This is a genomic window from Vibrio sp. KMM 9700 (genome assembly GCF_058545285.1).
In genome coordinates this window covers 286,453-309,381 of sequence record NZ_CM178589.1, presented here as the reverse complement: position 1 = coordinate 309,381, position 22,929 = coordinate 286,453, and the positions used below count along the sequence as shown (strand labels likewise).

Sequence of the window (22,929 nt, the reverse complement as noted above, 5' to 3'; positions counted from 1 at the left end):
CCTTAGTGACTATTTATGCTGATTTGGCACACGTTGGTTGCGTGTTTGGCTACGTGCTTTGACCAAATGGCCTTGGTAGCGATACTTAATAAAGTTTTGCGCATTACTTAAGATCTGGAAGGCATCTTTTAAGTTACGGCGCTCAAAATCAGACATATTTTCAGGTTCGATATTGTTATCCGCTTCAATTTCGTTTTCAACATCAAGCGCTTGGTGAGTGATGCGGACCATAGAGATATACTCCATCGCATCACGCAGATCTTCAGCTTTGCCCTTCGGTAAAATGCCAGCTTCAAGAATATCATCCAGGCGTTCAAAGGAGTTTTGCGAGCGCGAACCAACAGAAAGGGCGTGCACACGAATTAAATCAGCCAGCGGCGCAGTGCCGCGACGTTTGAGGTTAATAGAGTTATTATGACGACCATCTTTTTCCATTACAAAGTTTTGGAAGAAGCCAAGTGGTGGGGTACGGTTAATCGCATTGCGCGCAAGGCAAGCTAAGAAATGTTGGTTTTTACGTGCGCGGCGAACAATAAAGCTATTTAAGGATTCAGCCCATTTGACACGTCCATATACGCCATCAAGATCAAAGAAGATTGAGCTATTTAAAAGCGCTTTCGGGTTTGGATTATCTATCCAGTCAGCAAAGCAAGCTTCCCACTCTTTTCGCGTCATGCGCCACATTGGGTTGGTTGCCATAATATCGCCGGTGCAGAGTTTATATCCGCAGCGAGCAAGTCCTTCACAGACAAATGCTGCCAGTTTCTCAAAGTATTCGCCATGCTCTTTGGGATCATAACTATCATCTAAAATCATTGCATTATCTTGATCGGTGACGATGAGCTGCTCATCACGCGCCATAGAACCAAGAGCTAAGAAGCAATATGGGATAGGCGGCTCACCAAGCTCTTCTTCTGCAAGTTCAATGATGCGCTGCTTAAAGCTACGGCCAATTACAGACATAGCGCTGCCGACCATATGCGAGTTGGCATCTTCATGCACCAAACGTACAAAACAATCTTTAACTTGCGCGGAGACTTCTTCTAAATCTTCAATCGTCGTTTGGTTATAAATTTGATTCACAAGCAAGAGACTGTTTTGCGATTCATAACGAATGATGTCACCGACTTCGATAATGCCTAGCGGCTGTTTGTTCTTTAAAATAGGCAAGTGATGCACGTTATAGCGCAGCATGGTCAGCATGGCTTCATACACATAGGCGTTATGATCAAGTGAGATAAGTTCTGTACTCATCACATTATGCAATTCTGAATTCGGATCCATGCCAGAGGCTAACACCTTGGTACATAAATCTCTGTCTGTGATAATGCCGACCACGTTAGACTCATTGTCTTCATCAATTTCTTGACTTTCATCGATCACAATAAGCGCTGAAATATTTTCATCACACATCACTTGCGCAGCATGTTGAATCGTCACGCTTTGATCAAGAGTGACAACGTCACGCGTAAGGAGTTTTTTCACTTTTGAGGTGGTGAGATCATTCGCTTCTTGGTTTTGAGAAATCGCTTGTTTTAAGCGTGCATTGTCTTCGATATCGACAAAGTCAGCAAAACATTCTTCGCTGTCATAAAGTTCATTGAAAATATCACTTGGAATGCAATAAAGAAGGGTATCACTGATAGCGGTAGCAGGCAGACGCACTTTACCATTCATTAAAAGACCCATTTGCCCAAAAATATCACCTTGATCGAGTCGGTTATAAAGCTCGCCGGTACGACGGTAGATTTCTACCACGCCAGAGCGAATCATATATAAATCATGAATCGTATCGCCGAATTTGATGATCGGTGTATTTTCACGAACGTATGAAATTTCAGTGTTTTGAACGACTTGTTCAAGTTTATCTTCTGGGAGATCTTTAAAAGGTGGGTATTGGATAAGAAAATTTTGGATCTCTTGCAGTTCTGCTTCCATGGGTACTTCCTTGAGCGTTGCGCGTGATGTAATCGATAACATATATATTTTCCTTATTTTAGAGGAAATTGGCGCAATACCCAAGGAGGTAATTGAGTTCTAGTCTTTTAATTTTGTGCGGATCGCGACTTGGTTATGCAAGGTTTTATGCACAGGGCACAGATCAGCAATTTCCAGTAGGCGTTCTCGCTGCTCTTGCGTGAGATCACCTTCCACCACAATTTCACGATAAAAGACATCTTCAAGGCTCTTGCCATCAATGCAAGCCTCGCAGTCTTCCACATGCTCTCTATCATGTGTGACATAGACTTCTAACTTGGTGATATTGAGTTTTTTACGGTTGGCATACATGCGCATCGTCATGGAGGTACAAGCGCCAAGCGCGGCTAATAAAAAGTCATAAGGCGTCGGGCCTAAATTACTCCCGCCCACGTGGATCGGCTCATCGGAGATAAATTCATGTGACGCGGTCACTATGTTACGTAAGAAGGCTTGGTTTTTTTCTTCAACTAGTAATACGCCCGGTTCAACTTTTGAAGCTTTTGTTTCTTGAACGATTTCTGCGTCAGGTAAGTGCCTTAGCGCCCAAGCCACGATAGAAGTTGCGACATAATCCGCATCGGCGCGATTACGTAAAAGGTGATCGGCTTTATCTAATGAAATAAAGCTTTTAGGGTGTTTGGCGGCGTTGTAAATTAAGCCCGCTTGTTTGATGTTGACGGTATCATCAATCGGTGAGTGGAAGATAAGTAAAGGCTTGCGCAGTTTGGCAATGCGCTCGGCAAGGGTATAGCTTTCAAGATCGTCAATAAATTGCTTTTTGATGGTAAAAGGACGTCCCGCAAGGCTGACTTCTTTTTCTCCAGCTGCGCGAATATCATCCGCATGCTCACCAAATTGTTTAATCACATGATTGGGCTCAGCAGGGGAGCCAATAGTAACGACACCTTTGAGCTCAGGAATAAACTCAGCGGCGGCTAAAACGGCGGTACCACCAAGGCTATGACCAATTAAAAAATCAGGTGCTTGGTATTGATCTTTAAGGGTTTGCGCAGCTGCTCTTAAATCATTTAAATTCGCACTAAAATTGGTATTGGCAAAGTCGCCGTCACTGTTTCCAAGCCCTGTAAAATCAAAGCGAAAGACGGCAATATCGTTATTGGCTAAGTTGCGTGCGATGCGTGAGGCGGAGGCAATATCTTTGCCACAGGTAAAACAATGGGCAAAAATAGCAAATGCGATAGGCTTTTCTGGTAGTTCAAGTAAACCGGCAAGTTCGATACCATCTTGATTTTTAAAGGTAAATTTTTTCTTTTGAACGGGCATATGTCTATCCTTTACAAATTGATTCAAAAGGTGGCGGGAAAATTATCTCGCCGCCACATTATTATCTTTTATACTTGCGCTTATTTCTCACTCGGCGCCGTTTCTGGCTTTTTCTCTTCAGATGCTTTTTCATGGCGCATCCAAGTATGATACTTTTCAAGCCAAGCTAAAATGGTTTGTGGAGCATGATTTCGCTTCCACTCACCTGCTGCATATTTGTTCGCTTCTGCCCATGTTGGGTAGGCGTGAATCGTTCCAAGAACTTTGCTTAGACCAAGGTGGTGCTTCATTGCGAGCACAAACTCTGAGATGATTTCTCCAGCTTGCGGCGCAATAATGGTGACGCCCAAGATCTTATCTTTGCCTTTTGGTGTGATCACCTTGATATAACCCTTGGTTTGGCTTTCTGCTATTGCGCGATCAAGCTCTTCCATCTCAAAACGCGTGACTTCATACTCAATCCCTTTGGCTTTAGCATCGGTTTCATTGAGGCCAACACGCGCGACTTCAGGGTCGATAAATGTCGTCCAAGGGATCACGCGATAATCCACTTTAAAGCGTTTGAATTGACCAAATAGAGCGTTGACTGCTGCGTACCAAGCTTGGTGCGCTGCGACATGCGTGAATTGGTACGGCCCAACAATATCACCAGCGGCAAAAATATTTGGATATAAGGTTTCTAAATATTCATTAGTGACAACGGTGCGATTGGTTTCAATGCCAAGCGCTTCAAGGCCATAGCCCTCAAGACGTGCTGAGCGTCCAACAGCGCATAAAAGGTCATCAAATTCAATGCGTTTTTCTTCGTTTTGATGCTCAACTACAATGAATTTTTGCTCGCCTTGTTTTTCAAAGCGCAGCGCTTTATGGCTAGTTAATACATTGACGCCACTTTCCTTTAATGTTTCTAAGGCAAAGTCTGCAACATCTTCATCTTCACGGCCCATAATGCGTTCAGCCATTTCAATTTGAGTGACCTCAGAGCCAAGGCGAGAAAAGCTTTGCGCAAGCTCACAACCAATTGGGCCACCACCTAATACGACTAGACGTTTTGGCGCTTCTTCACGTTTAACTAATTCATCCCACAAGGTATCGCTGGTGAGATAACCCACATCTTCAATCCCTGGTAGTGGCGGCACAAATGGACGCGCGCCGGTTGCAATCACAATATTACGTGTGGTTAAGGTTTCGACTTCACCCGTATTGTGCTTGATTTCAACTGTCCATGGATTAAGGATTTTTGCATAACCTTGCTTCACATCCACACCAAGGCCAGTGTAACGCTCCACACTATCATGTGGTTCAATGTCTTTGATGACTTGATGCACACGTTCCATAACTTTCTTAAATGAGAAGCTAGGGTTTTGATTTTCAAGACCATAATTTTCTGCATGACGCATAGTATGCGCAACTTTGGCACTTTTAATGATGGCTTTACTCGGCACGCAGCCATAATTTAAGCAATCGCCACCCATTTTACCTGCTTCAACTAAGGTAACTTTTGCTTTTACTGTTGCGGCAATATAACTGCTAACTAATCCGCCGGCACCTGCACCAATGACGATCATATTACGATCAAAGCTTTTAGGTTTTTGATCTGCCCATTTTGCATACACGCGGCGTGCTTTAATTTTGTTTAGGATATTTTTAGCAACCAAAGGGAAGACTCCTAATAAAACGAATGAAATAAGTAAGTTAAAAGATAAGATACCTTTTAGACTATCGATTTGTGCAAGTTGGGTCCCTGCGTTTACATACACAACTGTGCCCGCTAACATGCCAAGTTGGCTTACCCAATAGAAAGTGAGTGTCTTGATCTTGGTCAGACCCATCAGCAGGTTTATCAAGAAAAATGGGAAGACAGGCACTAGACGCAGGGTGAAGAGATAAAATGCGCCTTCTTTTTCAATTCCTTGGTTAATTGGGCCAAGGCGCTCGGCGAATTTTTTCTCGACACTTTCACGTAAGATATAGCGTGAAGCAAGAAAGGCTAAGGTTGCGCCTATGCTAGATGCAAACGAGACGAGGATTAAACCTGTGAAGAGGCCAAAAAGGGCGCCTGCTGCGAGGGTTAAGATGGCTGCGCCCGGCAGTGATAACGCCGCGACGAGTATATAAATAAAGAAGAAGCTTAAAGCTACGAGAACAGGTGACTCGGTTTGTATAGATCTAAAATCATCCATACGTGATTTTAAGCCTTCGAGGGTAAGAATATCTTGTAGGTCAAAGGCGAAAAAGAGGCCAATTAAGGCTGCGACACCTGCTAAGATCAATAGTTTGTTTTTCATGCGCTATCCATTTCGAGTTGATATTAAATATCTAATTGATGCTTAAGTGTGCCTACCTGCATTGCTAAGATTAAGTTATCACTTAAATTTTTGGTTATTTTCAAACACATTGCATTAATTTAGATGTGAATGACATCTAGAACTGATGAGATGATAATTTCTTTCAAAAAATCAAACTAGTGGGTAGATCTCAAAGCTAGCGTTAAGTTATCAGAATGTTAAGGGTAATAATGCGAAGCGTGAACTAGTTCAAACTCCTTTTATGTAATGAGGATATGTGTGGGGCTATTTTGTAACGCGTATATTTTAATATCAGAAGGGAAGGTTAACGGTGGATAAACATAAAAAAAGCCACTCCAAAGAATGGCTCCTAAATGAGATTTTAATCTGTAACTAGTGAGTGAAGGGTATAGTTTTCACTCTGGTGGCTATAATTATAAAACAGCTGCAATAGCTTTACATAGTGGTTCCATATTCTCACGTGTCATGCCTGCCACACTGATACGGCCTGATCCGACAATGTAGACTGCAAATTCTTCTTTCAAACGTGCGACTTGATCTTTGTTTAAGCCAGAGAAAGAGAACATACCATTTTGCTGTTCAATAAAGCGAAAGTCTGCTGTTACGCCATGATCTTTTAAGCTTTGTACAAACAGAGTACGCATTTGATGAATACGTTCGCGCATTTCTTTCACTTCAAGCTCCCACGCTTGACGTAATGCTGGGTTATTTAGAATATAAGTTACGACTGCTGCGCCATGTGCAGGTGGGTTGGAATAAATTGAGCGAATAATTTTCTTCACTTGTGAGAAAGCTTGCGCTGCGCTGTCTTTTTCTTTCCCAACTAAAGTGAATGCACCCACGCGTTCATTATATAAACCGAAGTTTTTCGAGAATGAGCTTGCGATTAATATTTCATCACACTGTTTTGCAAAGATGCGTAGACCTTGTGCATCTTCTTCAACGCCTGTTGCAAAGCCTTGATAAGCAAAGTCAAATAGTGGTAGAAGTTGTTTTTCAACACAAAGATCAGCCAGTACTTGCCATTCTTCTGCAGTTGGATCGATACCCGTTGGGTTGTGACAACAACCGTGGAACAATACCACATCGCCTGCGCTGGCTTCATTTAATGATGCAAGCATAGCGTCAAAATCTTTATCGTGGGTTTCAGGGTTGTAATAATTGTATTGCGCAAGCTCTAAACCTGCTGCGCCAAACACGCCCATGTGGTTTGCCCATGTTGGGTTGCTGATCCAGATTTTTTTGCTGTCTAGATGTTGATTGATGAATTCACCTGCAAGGCGAAGCGCACCTGTGCCACCTGGCGCTTGCGCTGTTTGCGCGCGTTTAGTTTTGATGATCTCACTTTCTTTACCAAATAATAGCTGCTGCACGGCAAGGCCATATTCAGCGGCACCTTCAATTGATAGGTAAGATTTTGTTTTTTCAAATTCAATTAAAGCGGCTTCTGCTTGCTTGACGGTCTCAAGTACTGGCGTTTGGCCTTGCTCATTTTTATAGATACCAACGCCTAGGTTAATTTTTTCTTCGCGTGGGTCGTTTTTAAATTCTTCAGTAAGGCCTAAGATAGGATCAGCAGGAGCTGCCGGAACTTTTTCAAACATGGTGGTGATCATCCTTGCATATGAGTTAAATAAAAATTAAGTAAATTATACTTTGGTATAACTAACATTTATACCTAGTTCGATTCTAGCTGACAAGGGCTGAATGAAAGAAATGTACTGTGAATGAAAGAAAATGACTTTATAAGCTTTATCTTGAAGCTAAGGTCATACTACTTTTATACAAAAAAGGTTCAGATTTTCTGTCTTGCCATCATCTATACCTATGATTTTTTTAGTATATATCTATAAAAAATACCCTCAATAGTTACTGAGGGTATTTTTCGATAAAGAGTGTTCTAACTAAATTTGTTGAGAGTTAAGTCTCATTTTAATACGTTAGTGTCAGTAATACCTGTTAGCTGATTATCACTCAAAAAGTCAATAAAATTACTCTGCATTTCAATAAAGTGAGGTTGATCCTGAGTTCCACTTGGGAATATTGCTGTGCTATGACTTGCGTTGTCATTAAAAAAAACAAAGTTTTTATCAGAGGTCACTGGTGAATTAGAGGAATCTATTTGTGTTAAATTAAGCGCGGTAGCTAATGGGATAGTGCCCGCAAAAGGAGCAGTAGCTACAGAGTTTGGAACCACGCTGTCGCCATCCACAGCGGACAGATAAATAGGTAGCTCTTCAAAGCTTGAATTATAAGCGGTATTAATTGGATCTATGCTATCTAATACTGTTTGTGCGGCAAAGCTAAATTGTGCAATTCCATCATTAAGTGTTGCAACCTGATCTTCAGTTGCATTGGCTAAAAATGTATTGAAGCAATCTGCGCCAGATAAATTTGCAGAGATACATGTACTTTGCGCAAAAGCCGCATACTCTGGAGATAATCCTGTTGCAATTTGATTTTTAATTTCCCCACCAAAAGCCCCAGAGTTTAATAAAAGTGGTGCAATTTGACTGCCAGCATTGGCAAAGGCTGCTGAATCAATTTTAAAAAGAGCATCTGCATCGGCGTTGCCTGTGGTTTCATTTGCTGCTGCGATAGCACTTACACCCGCTATTCCACCTAATGAATGACCCAAGAATTTAACTTGGGTTGGGTCGATACTTGTTAATGCATCTGTGAAAAGGCCAGCTTGTGCAGAGAATCCAAGTGCAGCTTTTAATCCCATGATATCTAACATACTTTGACGTAGATTATCCCTTGCGACAGGTAAATAAGATAAATTCACATATGCGGCTAAGTTATTATTGGCTGAAGCCTCGTCACTCAATGCACGATCGCCATGAAGAGGGTGATCAATCGCAATCACAGCGACACCTTGAGCTGCCATTGTCGCCGCAAAGCTATAGGCTGTTTCTTTCACCGAAGTTATCCCATGTTGATAAATAACTACGGGCGTTGCAGCACTTGAATTGGTCGGTGTAAAAAGTATAAATGGTACTTTTTCAAGTGATTTAATTTGGGGGACGGGATTAAAACCTGTGATCACTCGTTCAGAATCAAGTGGTGTACCATCAGCGTTATTTAAACTTAGTCCGATAAGCTTTAGCTGCTCTTGTGGATCGTTAGCAAGTTTACTTGGATCAACACCAGCTGCGGCTAATTGGCTCGCAATTGTGCTTTGATTTGGATTGCCATTGGCTAATGCATTCGAAATAAGTGCAAGGCTTGGCATGCCAGATTCAAAAGGTTGTGTATTCCAGTTTTCACCTGTCTCCAGAAAATAAGGTAGGTTTACAATTCCTTTTGACACCGTCACACTGCCAATGCCTAATCTAGCTTGATATTGCGCTGTTAAGATTTGCTTCAGTCCACTTAAGTCATTTGGGTCAAGGTAAGTGGACACATTTGTGTCAGCCGCAAGAGCATCTGCATAATCTGAAGAACTGATTATTCCAAGTGTATAAGCAGTGCTAAGATCGATATTATTTGGGTTGGCACTACCGGTAAATACTGTATTTAATCCGCCATTTGCTGCATTTGCAAGCCCAGTCGCCACGGCAGCTTTAGTTGCAAATAAGGTGTCACCAACTGATTGAGTCGTAAACCAAGTAGAGTAAATAATGCTCTGACTATCTACACCTGTCTGCGCAAAAATAGCCTCAATTGCATGGGTTACATCTTGCAGTTGGTCAAGTGGTTCTACATTTGCTTCAATAGTCTTTGTTTTTAAAAATGCATAGTCTTCAGATGTACCAAGAGGGTCGCCATTTTCATCGGTTAGTTCTGAAGTTAAGGCAATTAGATAATTTGCCTTTTCATCTAAAGGTTGGTTGAAAATAATGTTAACAGAATCATCTCCAGTACTATTAATTTGGTTAATAACTTGAAAATCTATTCCTTGTTGGAAGACTTGTTCAACACTTGGCGAAGCACCTAACAAACTTTGAGTAAGCTTAATGACATACACACCACTGGTTTGAACTCCTGCCGGTAGGTGGACACCTTTAAAAGGGAAACTAATAGGTTGAGAGGTAGACCATCCATCGGCTTGAGAAAGTGCGACAATAGGATTACTTAAACTTGTATCTCCTGAATTGGGTAACGCAAGGCGGCCAGTTTCGCTATCAACTAAAATAAAGCTAGGAAGAGGAACATTGGCATCTTCACCTTGCAGAGTAAAATCTATACTTGTTGGACGCTCAAGTGCTGTTTCAATAAAGCTTTCCATTACACCAGTTTGATTGCCAGAGGTCCCACTACCACCGCCACAGGCAGTCAAAGTGATTAAACTTGCAAGTAGGGTAAGTTTGAGACTAGGATGTGCGATTGCATTCATTTTTATTATCCTTCTTCCTTGAACATAGGTAGAATATATAACTCAATTGGTTTTGAGTGATTTATATTTATTTGAAAACAGTATTATTGGATTTCGCATTAATATTAAATGTATATCTAGTATGTTGCTGTATACCTTTTGGCTATTTAGTTTATTTTGTGATCTCCTAGATTAATAAATTGCAAGATAAAAAAAGCCACGCAAATTTACGTGGCTTATGTTTATTACTTTTGCTTAGAAAGTATAGTTAACTTGAGTTGCTAGCAAGTAAGCTGGGCCTTTTGATTTATATGGACCGCTCAAAAGAACACCTTCTTCATCAAAGTTTTGCTCATCACTATCGATATATGTGAATGCAAAATCTAGCGATAAGTTTTCTGCCCATTGATAGGTTGAACCAACACTGTACCAATAGCGATCTGTATCAGGGATACTAATAGTTGCAGCACCGGCTTGTTCATCATAAGCAAAACCAGCTCGTAAGGTTAGTTTATCGCTGTAATTATAAGTCGCACCAATCGAATAACGATTTGAGTCATGATAGTTTTCTTTCTTCTGCAGACAGATTCCTTCACCAGCACTGGAATTACAGTCATCATCAGTCGCTAGAATTTGCGTAAAACGGCTCCAGTTAGTCCATTGGTAACTATAATGGACTGCCCAATCATTTGTGACTTGGTGAAAGCCTGCTATTTCAAGATAATCAGGTAGATTTAGCTTAAGATTTGCATCATGTTTGCCGCCGCCTAGACCTGCAGTTCCTGCATAATCATAAACTTTGCCATCATCAAAATTTAGATGGATAGACGAGCGATAAGCGATACCAAAACGGTTATTTTCATCAACTTCAATTAAAGCACCAACATTCCAACCATAGCCAAAATCTTGACCACGAAGTTTAATAAGACGTGAGTCCGAATTTAATGGGCTACCAGGAATCGCACCTAAGATACCTGCACGACGTTCCAGCTCAGCACTTGCATATAAAATATCAAAACCACCACCTAAACTTAGGTGATCATTGACTTTATAAGCAAGGCTTGGGTTGAAAGTAATAGTTGTAATCTCAGAATAACCAGCATTTTGACCAGCAGCAAAATCGTTTGGGAAATCAGTCGCAAATCCATAAGTAGAGAACATACCAAATCCCCAATACCAATCTTCATTGATAGGAGAGACGATATAAGAAGCAGGTACAAATTGGGTCGGCGCTATATCTTTTGCTTTTTGATTATATTGATAATCGGTCACACTAATTTCTGGATTGATATAAGTCAAAGCACCCGAAACTTGCGTACTTTTAATTTTAGTCATACCGGCAGGGTTTTTAGCAAGTACAGAGGCGTTATCAGCGATCGCAGCATCACCTGCAAATGCACGGCCTAGGCCTGTTGCTGAACTTTCACTCACTTGGAAGCCTGCTGCAACAGCATGACCGGTGAAACCCGTCATACCGATTAAAACAGCGAGCGCAACAGGTGAGTGTTTGCGAGCAGAAGTGAAAAACGAAGTTGCCATTATATATCCTTAATCTGTTTAAATGTGTGTGATCCATTTTATTTTTATGGGGTAAACAAAATCTGCGAATTAATTATTTATAAAGGTTAACAAGAAAAACTAAGTGTTAGCTTTGCTTGTTTTGTTTGTATAAAAATTGCTTATTTTGTATATAAAACACACAGTATTTTCATTATTATTTTGGTTTTTTAAAATGGTGTCTAAGTGACATTTCCATGACAGTAATGGTAGCGTTTTATCAGTAAATTGCTTGCTTAAAATTTTACTTTTTTGAAACATTGCAGTGATCTAGTTCACATTTTAAGGTGAAATTTTTTCTCTAAGTTATTATTTTGTATAAAAAACGTACTTATCCGACCAGTAATGGTTATTTTGTGAGCAGGTTCAAGGTTTTTATTTTAAATGTTAAGCGAGATAAAAAATAAACAAATATTTTGGTGAATAAAATATTCAAACTCGTTTAAAACAAGGTATAATTACGCGGTTTAAATATGAGGTTAGTATGCGATTAGATAAGTTTTTATGTGAGTCCCTAGGTGTCACCCGTCGAGAAGCTACCATTTTGTTAAAAAGAGGTGAAGTTTTTGTTGATGGTGATGTAGAAAAGAAAGCTTCGGTTAAAATTGATTCTGGGATGAAAGTTATCTGGCAAGATCGTCTATTACCTATGCCTGGTCCACGCTATTTTATGTTGTTTAAGCCTGATGGCTTTGTTTGTTCACATCAAGATAGTCATAATCCAAGCGCTTTAGTTTTACTCGATGAAGTGAAACTTGATAAACTTCATTTTGCTGGCCGTTTAGATGTGGATACAACCGGCCTTGTGCTTATCACAGATGATGGTCAATGGTCACACAAAATTACCTCTCCTAAGCATGAGTGCCAAAAGGTATATCGTGTTTGGCTTGAAGATGCGATCGAAGATCACTATCAAGCTGAAATTGAAAAGGGCATTGAGCTGCGCAGTGAAAAACAGCCAACACGTCCTGCAAAAATGCAAATTGTAAACATGGATGAAAATGAGTTACTGCTTACCATCAGTGAAGGCAAATATCATCAAGTGAAACGAATGTTTGCGGCACTGGGGAATAAAGTTGAAGCACTACACAGGGAGTCAATTGGTGGGGTGGCATTAGATCCAAACCTAGAACCAGGTGAATATCGCGCCCTGACTGCTGAAGAAATTAAGCAACTTGCTTAATCTTTTGACCCTTTTTAGAGAAAATTCATGACACAAGACCAACCGCCGAAACTCGGCTTTTTATTGTACCTGCTATTAGGCTTAATTGGTGCTTTGACGCCGCTTGCCATTGATATGTATTTGCCGGCTATGCCAACGATAGCAACCGATCTAGGCGTAACCAATAGTGCGGTTCAAGTCACATTAACCGCTTATACTGCAGGCTTTGCGATTGGCCAGCTTTTGCACGGCCCCTTAGCCGACAGTTATGGCCGTCGGCCGATTCTTATTTTAGGTATCATCTTTTTTACCATAGCTTCAATTGTTTGCGCGACTTCATCAGATATCAATTCTCTGCTTTATGTGCGTTTTGCGCAAGGTTTTGCTGGGGCTGCTGCAGCGGTTATCATTCAAGCCGTGGTGCGAGATATGTTCGACAAAGAAGAATTTGCCCGTACCATGTCATTTGTCACCTTAGTGATCACGATTTCACCCCTAATCGCGCCGATGATAGGTGGTAATTTAGCAGTTTGGTTTGGCTGGCGTTGGATTTTTGGTCTACTCGCAATTGTCTCTGTGATTGTTTTAACCTGTGTGTTCTTTTTGATTCCAGAAACGTTAAAACCTGAAAACCGTCAAGAGTTTCGCTTGAAAAATACACTGCAAAATTACATTCGCGTGGGTATGAATCCAAAAGCGCTTGGATTGATTTTATGCAGTGCACTGTCTTTTGCCGGAATGTTTGCATTTTTAACTGCTGGTGCTTTTGTATATATCGATATTTTCGGTGTTCAGCCGGATCACTTTGGTTATCTCTTTGCGCTTAATATTATTGTGATGATCATCATGACGAGTTTGAATGGTCGCCTCGTGCGTCAAAAAGGTTCACACTGGATGATGCGTCTTGGATTAAGCTTGCAATTGATTGCAGGGATCGGGTTATTCTTAGCCTGGTATTTCAATTTAGGCCTGCCTGTCGTGGTGCTGTGCGTCATGTTATTTGTGGGGAATATCTCCCTTATTGGTAGTAATTCAATGGCGCTACTTTTAAGTAGTTATCCGGCAATGGCAGGAACAGCTTCTTCGCTTGCAGGCACTTTACGATTTGGTGCTGGCGCCGTGATTAGTGCGATTATTGCAAGTTTACCGGATACCGAGCTTTGGCCGATGGCTTTAGGTATGTTTACTTGCGCTTTATTATCAGCAAGTTTCTATTTTTTATTAAGTAAAGAGGCGTAATTGAGTATGGAATTTTCAACAGAGATCCATCAAGTAGTTAAAACAGCATTGTCTGAACTTGATGTTGAACATCACTCGGGCAAACTAGCGAATACGCCGATTACGAATACTCACTTTTTAGCGCGCTGGATAGCCAAAGCATTAAAACAGCAAAGGTTTAGTGCACAAGTTAAAAAGAATTTAGAAACTTGGCAAAAACAAGCACGCAGCCAAGGCGCGAAAGCAAACTTAGTCGGCGTATTTCGAGCGATTGATAAATTATACTCACAAATATTAGAGGCTGATTCATTGGCGCCGCTAATAGATAAGCAAATTGAAGCATTTATGGACCAAATGGAAAGCCTTGGTTGGGATGTGGTCAATGAGTATGAGATCACAGAAAAGATACAAATTTTTGCAGATAGCCCTAATTCATTTGTTTTATGTGCGCTAGAGTGTGAAAATTGTTTCGACGGTGAAAAACTTATAAAGCCGATGCATTTTTACGTGCGCGGTAACCATGCCGAGTTTGTTGAACAAGCTGTATTAGCTGGATTTCTTGTCCATAAACAAACCGCATACAAGTCAAAAGTTAAGTACCATGGCGAATATATTATTTTCCCACATAACCAAGGTTCATCGTTAGCAGAAATTCCTCTAAGTTTTCTAGCGGTTCGCTAACTGGCTAGAAAAATACTCAAATTGAAAAACTTAGTCCCTAATCAATAAAATAATGCACATTCTCAACTTAAATCTGATCATTTTATGCGAATTATTTTGATGAATGTGTCGCTAGGATTGAAGACTCAACATGCTTAAAATTAAGAATTTATGTAAAGGGTATTTTGATGGAGGCACGTTTTATTCCGTATTGCATGGAACGCAGTTAGTTTTAGAATCACATAAACAACTTGCTCTGATGGGCGAAAGTGGGAGTGGTAAAAGCACTCTTTTGAATTTAATTGCTGGTATGGATAAACACGAATCAGGTGAGATCTGGATTGATGGCTTTGCCATGCATCAGGCAACGGAAAAAGAAAGAACGTTATTTCGCCGTAAACATGTTGGGCTTATTTTCCAATATTATAATCTTATACCAACCTTGACCATTGCTGATAATGTACGTTTTTGTCGTCAAATTAAAGGCCTAGATGAAAATCAAACCTTATGGCGCCAAATCCTGTCTGCACTTGACTTAATGCCTATTCTTGACCGATATCCCGAAGAAGTTTCCGGTGGTCAACAACAACGCGCTGCAATTGCGCGTGCATTATATATGGAACCTCGCTTGCTGCTTGCGGATGAGCCAACAGGGAGTTTAGATGAAAAAAACGCTGAAGCTGTGATGCGTTTACTAACTGAACTATCTAAGCGTCAAAATTGTGCATTGCTTGTTGTGACGCACAGTGAACAAGTTGCGAGTCATTTATCAGGTACAATCCGCCTACAAGGAGGCGTGATTAATGCTGTTTCCCGTATTTAAAGCATTATTGGGGCACTACCGTCGCCGTCCATTTCAGATCTTACTGGTCTGGATTGGACTGACGCTTGGCACCGCTTTACTTGTTGGCGTGATGGCGGTCAATAATCATGCTGAGCAAAGCTATGCACAGGGCGGAAAAATTTTCTCTAATCCTCTCCCGTACCGTATTCGTGCACGCTATTCTGAGTACAAAATTCCGCAAGGGTTGTATATTCAGCTGCGCCAAGCTGGGTTTAACCAATGTATCCCGTTAGATACGACTGAAAAGCGAATGAGTAACGGTTATCTGTTACGTGTCATTGGTTATGATCCCGTGTCGATTCTGAGTTTTTCTGCAACCGATAACATCAAAAATCAGCGTAGCCTTGATGTAATGCGTCCGCCTTATCCTGTTGTCGTTAGTCTTGAAATTGCCAATCGATTTGATCTAAAAAAAGGGGATTATATCGATTTAGAAGGTGGTGAGAAACTAGGCCCTGTCAAAATAGATAAAAATAATATGGTGAGAGGCTCACGCGTCTTTGTCGATATTGGCAAACTTCAAGATTTTACCCAAGAAACGCGTTTAACTATGATTGCATGCGGTGCAATGCCAGCAAGTAAAGCAGAGAAGCTACGTAATACCTTGCCAAGTGGCTTATTTCTAAGTCGTTACACAGGTATGGAACTGACTTCATTAACCGAAGCTTTCCACATGAATTTAGGCGCATTGGGAATGTTAGCCTTTTTAGTCGGTGTGTTTATTTTTTATCAAGCCCTTGCTTTATCTTTTTCTCAACGTCAGCCGATGGTGGGTCTATTGCGGCTTTTAGGCGTGCCGCGCTTAACCATTGCCACCTGTCTTGGTATCGAGGTAGGGTTGTGGGTATTATTGAGCTGGTTTAGCGGCAATGTCATTGGTGTTTTGCTTGCCAATTATCTTATCCCTGCGGTCGCTCAAACACTGAACCAACTGTACAATATACATGTGAATCTATATATAGATTGGCATTGGAGTTGGAGTATTGAAAGCTTAAAAATGGTCTTTGCAGCATGCTTTGTATCAAGTGTTTGGCCATTTATTCGAATAATGAAAACCGAACCTATCCGCTTGAGTACGCGTCTGTCTTTATCTCGTTTTAGTGGGCGTCAGTTTGGTTGGGAAGCCATGATTGGATGTATCTTCCTTGTGACTTGTGTGGCGCTTTATTTACGTCCTCCCTCGCAAAGTGTTGGCTTTATGCTCATCGCATCATTGCTTCTTAGCGCCGGTTTAATTCTGCCATATCTATTGTGGCGCGTTTTTATTCTGCTTTCCTGTTCTTTAAAAAATCTACGTATGCGTTGGTTTTTCTCTGATTGTGCATCGAGTATGAGTTATCGAAGTGTCGGCGCGATGGCATTTATGCTCGCGATTGCAACAAATATTGGGATCCAAACCGTTGTGGATAGTTTTAATTACACAACTAAAGATTGGCTCACTCAGCGTTTGGCTGCAGATGTCTATATAGTGCCATCGAGTCATCAAGCATCGGAAGTTGTGTCTTGGCTTGAAACTCAGCCCGATGTCCAAGAGATTTGGTGGCGCTGGGAGAAAGAGCTTGCGGTGGATAATGAAACCATTCAAGTGGTCAGCTCCGGCACATCGCTTGGTGAGCAAAAAGCGATCTCGATGAAATCAGCCGTTGCTGATTATTGGCAGCGTTTGCATAGTGGATCAGGGGTTTTAGTCAGTGAATCTATGGCGCTTAAGCATCACTTAAAACCCGGTGATAATGTATTACTACCTGAGCCGTTAGGGAGTAATTGGGAAGTTTTGGGCATATATTACGATTATGGTAATCCTTATAATCAATTGCTCATTTCTGAGAAAAATTGGCGTGCTCAGTTTCAGGTATATGGCGATGTTGGCTTAGGTCTAGTCTTATCTAAAAATGCCTCCATGGTTGAGTTTACTAAAAACATTGAAGATAAGTTTAATATTTCACCGGATCGAATTTTTAATAATAAGGCAATGTATAATAATGCCATGCTGGTCTTTGACCAAGCTTTCAGTATTGCGCAAACCTTGAGTCGTTTTACCTTGTTTATTGCCTTAATGGGACTCTTTTTCTCAACAGTTGCGGGCGAGATGGCGAAGAAAAATCAATTTGCCTTAATGCGTAGTGTGGGATTAACGCCATTGGAGCTTGTCAAACAAGGGGTCGGCCAACTCTTTATTATCGGGATCAGCTGTGTAACAGTTGCCATCCCACTTGGTTTTGTTATTGCTAAAATGCTGATTATATATGTCTTAAAAGGCGCGTTTGGTTGGACAATGGAGCTGCATTTTGACCTTTGGCAATTAGCTTGGACATGCGCCTTGGTCTTTTTGACGCTCTTTATTGCAGCCGCTTGGCCGACTTATTTTATTATCCGTTCGTCACCGGCTAAGTTATTTCATGGGGTTTCTTAACGATGCGTTATGTTCATGTTTTGATATTGATATGCGCTAATCTACTTGCACCGAATTGGGCACTTGCTAACGCTGAAGCCTTCGATTTTCAGTTAAAGACGGATGAATCTAAGCTTCAAATGCGTAACGGGATTATCTGGAAATCTGAAGATAAAGTCAGTGTGAGTAATTTTCAAGAGCATCTCGAATCTCGCTATGAAATATTTAAGTTTCTCTCACGTGTTGAGGGTGAGGATGGGAAAACTTATTATTTGCAATGGCTATTTGCGCGTATCCGACTGGATGAAACCGCCGATCCCTCGCATCAGGGGTGGAAAAATGGTCAAATGTATAGCGCACAAGTGATTATCAGCCAAGGAAATCAAGCTTGGAAGCAGCAGCGTAATGTCCGTGGTGGAATTGGCGAAGCTGGGGTGTTTAATCAGCCGCTACGCTTTTGGGTTGATAACTGGAGCTTTCAAAGCCGCGGCAACTCTAGCTTTCCGGCCGATATTCGCGCGATAACAGACGATTTTTCGATGCATTTAGCGGTTAAACGTAAAGGTAATTATTTCACTAATATTGATTCTAGACGTAAGCTCGATGAGCAAAGTCAAAGTATTATTGCATATGAAATTAATGCGCCATTTATTGATGTAGAAGGGCAGTTAACATTAAATGGTAAACAGATCAAAGTGAAGGGCGGCGGCTGGATAAAAAAACAATGGGGCGATAATATTATTGCAGAGCCCGGGCTCAAAAAAGTCTTCTTTGATTTCAAATTATTTGATGGCAGCATTTTATCTTTTATTCGTTATTCATACAGTGAAGAACTTTCGTTTATTATTGGCACTGTCAGTGATAAACAAGGCAATTTACACACTATAAGCGAAGAAGAAATCACGATACGGCCACTGACTTATACACGCCTCACCAATGGATTTAACTTGCCCCTTTCGTGGTCGGTTCAAGTGCCTGAATATGGTATTAATCTGATCACAAGGCCAATCACAAAAGAAGTTTGGGCACCATTTTGGATTCCGCACTGGCAAGGGCCTTTATACATTGAAGGCTCACATAAAGGACGAGGGTTTATGCAGTTAGGCGGCTACTTTTAAAACTTAAAAATGGATTAAATTAATCTCTAACTTGATGTTATTTGTGCAAAACCTCAATTTCCTGTTAGGCTTAATCATAGGAGTACATGATTAATCGATTAAGGAGAAAGGATGCCAAACTCATCATTAAAAGCATTTTTAAAGAGTGACGCCAGTGTCGGTCTGTTTTTAATTACAGCCGCAGCGCTTGCCATTATGGTTGCGAATTCTAATTGGCAAAGTTTTTATCAGTTTTTACTCCATACAAAAGTTTTTGGTGTCACATTAGCGCATTTGGTTAATGATGGCTTAATGGCTATTTTCTTTTTAAGCATTGGTCTTGAAGTCAAAGAAGAATTGATTGAAGGAAGCTTGAAAAGTAAGCAAGCGGCAATTTTTCCTTTTATCGCCGCAGTTGGTGGGATGCTTGCACCAGCTTTAATTTATCTGCTTCTAAATTTAGATGATCCGCTCACACTACAGGGTTGGGCAATTCCTGCGGCAACGGATATCGCCTTTGCATTGGGCATTTTAGCCTTGGTGGGAAGCGCTGTACCGACAGGTTTAAAAGCCTTTTTACTTGCCCTAGCTATTATCGATGATCTCGGCGTAATTGTGATCATCGCGTTATTTTATACCAATTCTCTCTCCACCATTGCGCTACTGATTGCACTTTGCATGACGCTTATTTTATGTTTCCTAAATTATAAAAATGTCGATAAGTTGTGGCCGTATTTAGTCGTAGGCTTTGTCTTATGGGCAAGTGTGCTGCAATCGGGTGTGCATGCGACACTGGCTGGTGTGGTACTTGGTTTTGCCATTCCACTTTATGCTTTACCTGCTCATAAACGCAAGTCATCGCAACAAAAAACGTCTGAATCAGATCCATCTGATAAGCCTTACTCACCGTTAAAGACCTTACATCATCGCTTAACGCCTTGGGTTAACTTCTGCATTTTACCTTTATTTGCTTTCGCCAATGCAGGGGTTGTATTGGAAGGCTTATCCTTTAGTGATGTGTTTGCGCCAGTGCCGCTTGGGGTTGCCCTTGGACTTATCTTAGGGAAGCCGTTAGGCGTGGTCAGTTTTAGTTTATTGGCGGTTAAACTTGGCGTTGCAAATCTACCTAAGGGTGTGTCATTTAAACATATTTTTGCGATTTCGGGTTTATGTGGGATCGGCTTTACGATGTCGATCTTTATTGCTTCACTGGCTTTTAGTGGCCAGGAAAATGACTATGAGAACTTAGCCCGTTTGGGAATTTTATCTGGCTCTATTCTCTCTGCTATTTTCGGTTATATTGCGTTGAAGTGGAGTTTGAAAAAATAATCTTCGAATGTGTTCAAGCCTGTCTTTTTACGGGTAAAAAAAAGCCCAAACACATAGGTTTGGGCGAACATATAGAGGAGTTCAAATATGAAAAAAGCAGTGTAGGAGAAGTTGATGATGAATAAACAAAAAACTGTTTAAGCATATCATTACTTGCTACATAATATATGACTTGGAGATCGCCAATTGGTTCCACAATTCATTCGTTTTTTAGACATATTTTTTATCTGACCTGATGTTTTGGATTTATCTCTGGTTTCACTTACATCAAGCACAAATATATCCCTGCTTTGGCAGATAATTGCTTAAAAATATAAAGTGCCTCCCAGTTTGTAAGTATTTGTCATTATTAAGATTGTTTCAAATTGGCGGATCTTTAAATCCTTTCTATGCTTTAGGTGATGGCTCACAGAGCAACTAATAAAAAGGATGTAGATATGACAAGCTTGAGAAAAAAATGGATTTCACAACCTGCATTTAAGTGGTTTAAACAAGTCTTGCCGCCACTTTCAGTCACCGAACGCGAAGCCATGGAGTCAGGTAGTGTATGGTGGGACGGGGCACTTTTCTCAGGTTCACCAGATTGGCAGGCACTGCATGAATACCCTAAACCAAGCCTATCTCAAGAAGAGCAAGACTTCATTAATAACGAACTTCAAACTTTGCTCGGTATGTTAGATGATTTCGATATCGTTAATCATCAGCGCAAACTACCTGATGAAGTGTGGCAATATATTCGCGAGCACAAATTCTTATCTTTAATCATCGGTAAGCAATATGGCGGACGTGATTTTTCTGCGCTTGCTAATTCAACCATAGTATCTCAAATCGCAACCAAAAGTATGAGCGCAGCAGTTAGCGTCATGGTGCCCAATTCACTCGGCCCAGGTGAGCTCTTAACATTGTATGGCACGCCAGAACAAAAAGAGTATTGGTTACCGCGCTTAGCTGATGGCACAGATGTGCCTTGCTTTGCGTTAACTGGGCCAGAAGCAGGCTCGGATGCAGGCGCTATCCCAGATACGGGCACAGTGTGTTATGGCGAACATCAAGGTGAGAAAGTTTTAGGCATCAAACTAAGTTGGAATAAGCGCTATATTACATTGGCGCCAATTGCTACCGTACTTGGTTTGGCTTTTAAGCTAAAAGATCCTGATCATCTGATTGGTGAGATAGAAGATATCGGCATTACTTGCGCCTTGATCCCGACTTCGCATCCTGGGGTTGAAGTTGGCGACCGTCATGATCCGCTTGGACTGGCCTTTATGAATGGGCCAACCCGTGGCAAGGATGTGTTTATTCCGCTTGATTTCTTAATTGGTGGGGTGGACTATGCCGGCAAAGGTTGGCGCATGTTGGTGGAGTGCTTATCCGCGGGACGCGGCATTTCATTGCCAGCTTTAGGCGTTGCAACGGCGCAACTTAGTGCACGCACCACAGGCGCATATGCGTATGTCAGACGTCAATTTGGCTTATCTATTGGTAAGTTTGAAGGCGTCGCAGAAGCCATGGCGCGAATTGCTGGGTTTACTTATATGATGGAAGCCACGCGCACCTTGACCACAACTGCGCTTGATTTAGGCGAAAAGCCGGGCATTGTGACCGCTATGACTAAATATCATATGACTGAAATGGCAAGGCAAGTATTAAACGATGCGATGGATATTCATGCGGGGCGCGCGATTCAAACTGGGCCAATGAATTATCTTGCCAATCATTATGCGGGCGTTCCAGTGGCGATCACGGTTGAAGGAGCCAATATTTTAACCCGAAACTTGATGATTTTTGGTCAAGGCGCAACCCGTTGTCACCCATATGTGTTAGCAGAAATGCAAGCTGCAGCACATCCAGATCATGATAAAGGCGCTGAAGCGTTTGATAAATTACTCTTTAAACACACTGCTTATAGCATTAAAAATGCGTTGGGCAGTTTGGGTATGGCATTGACGGGATCTCGCTTTGCGCATGCTTATCCAAATTCTAAAACCAAAGCTTACTATCAAGATTTAACCCGTTTAAGTAAAGCGTTAGCGCTAAGTAGTGACTTTGCCATGTTGACCATGGGAGGAGATTTAAAACGTAAAGAAATGATTTCGGCGCGCTTGGGCGATGTGCTTAGTTATCTTTTTATCGGCAGTGCAATATTAAAGCGTTATCAAGATGATGGGGCGCTATCAGAAGATTTGCCTTTGGTTGATTATGGCATGCAATACTGTCTAAGCCGTGCTGCAGATGCTTTGCAGCAAGTGTATCGAAATTTCCCGAATCGTTTTGCTGCCTTTATCTTGCGCACACTTGTGTTTCCAGTCGGTAACCATTTTCAAACTAGTCTTGATGCGTCAAAAATTGACTTGGCAAATCTATTAATGGTTCCGGGGGCGCAGCGCGATCGCTTAACTCATCTTTGCTATATTGGAGATGAAAATAGCAATATTGGTTTGATTGAAGCTGCTTTCTTAGCCATGTATGCGATTCGTGATTTAGAAGCAAAATTAGTCAAAGGAGCCAAAGATGGCAACATTGACAGAAAAGCACCGCTTGAGATAAAACTTGCTCAAGCACTCGAAGCGAACATTTTGACCCAAAATGAAGCGGATAAAATTAAGCAAGCTGAAAAATTACGCATTCGTGCCATTCAAGTGGACCATTTTAGTCATGATTTTAGTCAAGTCTTGACCCAAGTGAGTCAAACAAAGCTCAGATCGATTGCATAACAAAGTGAAAGTTATCGCTTAAATGGGTTTAAAACTTCCTCGCAGCGCATCCATCAATTAATAAC

General features: G+C 41.3%; 14 protein-coding genes. 8 read left to right on the top strand and 6 right to left on the bottom strand.

Going from position 1 to position 22,929, the window contains the following annotated elements:
* Positions 1 to 9: 9 nt before the first annotated feature.
* The 6 genes from AC2VOY_RS01315 to AC2VOY_RS01290 form a co-directional block, all read right to left on the bottom strand.
* Positions 10 to 1,938, bottom strand: coding sequence for a DUF294 nucleotidyltransferase-like domain-containing protein (locus AC2VOY_RS01315; RefSeq protein WP_491831844.1), 1,929 nt, complete (start codon positions 1,936 to 1,938; stop codon positions 10 to 12).
* Positions 1,939 to 2,037: 99 nt separating this feature from the next.
* Positions 2,038 to 3,264, bottom strand: a complete 1,227-nt coding sequence (locus tag AC2VOY_RS01310) for a bifunctional alpha/beta hydrolase/OsmC family protein (RefSeq protein WP_491831842.1) — start codon at positions 3,262 to 3,264, stop codon at positions 2,038 to 2,040.
* Between the two features lie 80 nt (positions 3,265 to 3,344).
* The gene (locus AC2VOY_RS01305) at positions 3,345 to 5,552 is read right to left on the bottom strand and encodes a dihydrolipoyl dehydrogenase family protein (protein WP_491831841.1); all 2,208 of its coding nucleotides are present in this window, start codon (positions 5,550 to 5,552) and stop codon (positions 3,345 to 3,347) included.
* A 434-nt stretch (positions 5,553 to 5,986) separates the two neighbouring features.
* On the bottom strand, positions 5,987 to 7,177 hold the full coding sequence (locus tag AC2VOY_RS01300) for an amino acid aminotransferase (RefSeq protein ID WP_491831840.1): 1,191 nt from the start codon (positions 7,175 to 7,177) through the stop codon (positions 5,987 to 5,989).
* A 323-nt stretch (positions 7,178 to 7,500) separates the two neighbouring features.
* A complete protein-coding gene (locus tag AC2VOY_RS01295) occupies positions 7,501 to 9,912 on the bottom strand; it encodes a VolA/Pla-1 family phospholipase (RefSeq protein ID WP_491831839.1) in 2,412 nt (803 codons plus the stop codon).
* Between the two features lie 234 nt (positions 9,913 to 10,146).
* Positions 10,147 to 11,430: an outer membrane protein transport protein gene (locus tag AC2VOY_RS01290; RefSeq protein ID WP_491831838.1), complete on the bottom strand. Its 1,284-nt coding sequence runs from the start codon at positions 11,428 to 11,430 to the stop codon at positions 10,147 to 10,149.
* A gap of 502 nt (positions 11,431 to 11,932) precedes the next feature.
* On the opposite strand from AC2VOY_RS01290, the gene rsuA reads away from it, so the two are divergent.
* The 8 genes from rsuA to AC2VOY_RS01250 all read left to right on the top strand — a co-directional run bounded on the left by rsuA (position 11,933) and on the right by AC2VOY_RS01250 (position 22,864).
* On the top strand, positions 11,933 to 12,631 hold the full coding sequence (gene rsuA / locus AC2VOY_RS01285; protein WP_491831837.1) for a 16S rRNA pseudouridine(516) synthase RsuA: 699 nt from the start codon (positions 11,933 to 11,935) through the stop codon (positions 12,629 to 12,631).
* A gap of 27 nt (positions 12,632 to 12,658) precedes the next feature.
* Positions 12,659 to 13,849 carry a Bcr/CflA family multidrug efflux MFS transporter gene (locus AC2VOY_RS01280; protein ID WP_491831835.1) on the top strand — a complete coding sequence of 397 codons (1,191 nt, stop codon included), beginning with the start codon at positions 12,659 to 12,661 and terminating at the stop codon, positions 13,847 to 13,849.
* A gap of 6 nt (positions 13,850 to 13,855) precedes the next feature.
* Positions 13,856 to 14,509 (top strand): DUF2913 family protein, encoded by a 654-nt coding sequence (locus tag AC2VOY_RS01275; protein WP_491831834.1) that lies wholly within the window; start codon positions 13,856 to 13,858, stop codon positions 14,507 to 14,509.
* A gap of 130 nt (positions 14,510 to 14,639) precedes the next feature.
* Positions 14,640 to 15,311: an ABC transporter ATP-binding protein gene (locus tag AC2VOY_RS01270; protein ID WP_491831833.1), complete on the top strand. Its 672-nt coding sequence runs from the start codon at positions 14,640 to 14,642 to the stop codon at positions 15,309 to 15,311.
* The gene (locus tag AC2VOY_RS01265; RefSeq protein ID WP_491831831.1) at positions 15,292 to 17,745 is read left to right on the top strand and encodes an ABC transporter permease; all 2,454 of its coding nucleotides are present in this window, start codon (positions 15,292 to 15,294) and stop codon (positions 17,743 to 17,745) included. Before AC2VOY_RS01270 ends, AC2VOY_RS01265 begins: the two co-directional genes overlap by 20 nt.
* Before the next feature lie 2 nt (positions 17,746 to 17,747).
* Positions 17,748 to 18,842 carry a lipocalin-like domain-containing protein gene (locus tag AC2VOY_RS01260; protein WP_491831830.1) on the top strand — a complete coding sequence of 365 codons (1,095 nt, stop codon included), beginning with the start codon at positions 17,748 to 17,750 and terminating at the stop codon, positions 18,840 to 18,842.
* A 111-nt stretch (positions 18,843 to 18,953) separates the two neighbouring features.
* Complete coding sequence (gene nhaA / locus AC2VOY_RS01255; protein WP_491831829.1) at positions 18,954 to 20,150, top strand: Na+/H+ antiporter NhaA; 1,197 nt, start codon at positions 18,954 to 18,956, stop codon at positions 20,148 to 20,150.
* Positions 20,151 to 20,587: 437 nt separating this feature from the next.
* Positions 20,588 to 22,864, top strand: a complete 2,277-nt coding sequence (locus AC2VOY_RS01250; protein WP_491831828.1) for an acyl-CoA dehydrogenase — start codon at positions 20,588 to 20,590, stop codon at positions 22,862 to 22,864.
* The last annotated feature ends 65 nt before the right edge of the window (positions 22,865 to 22,929 follow it).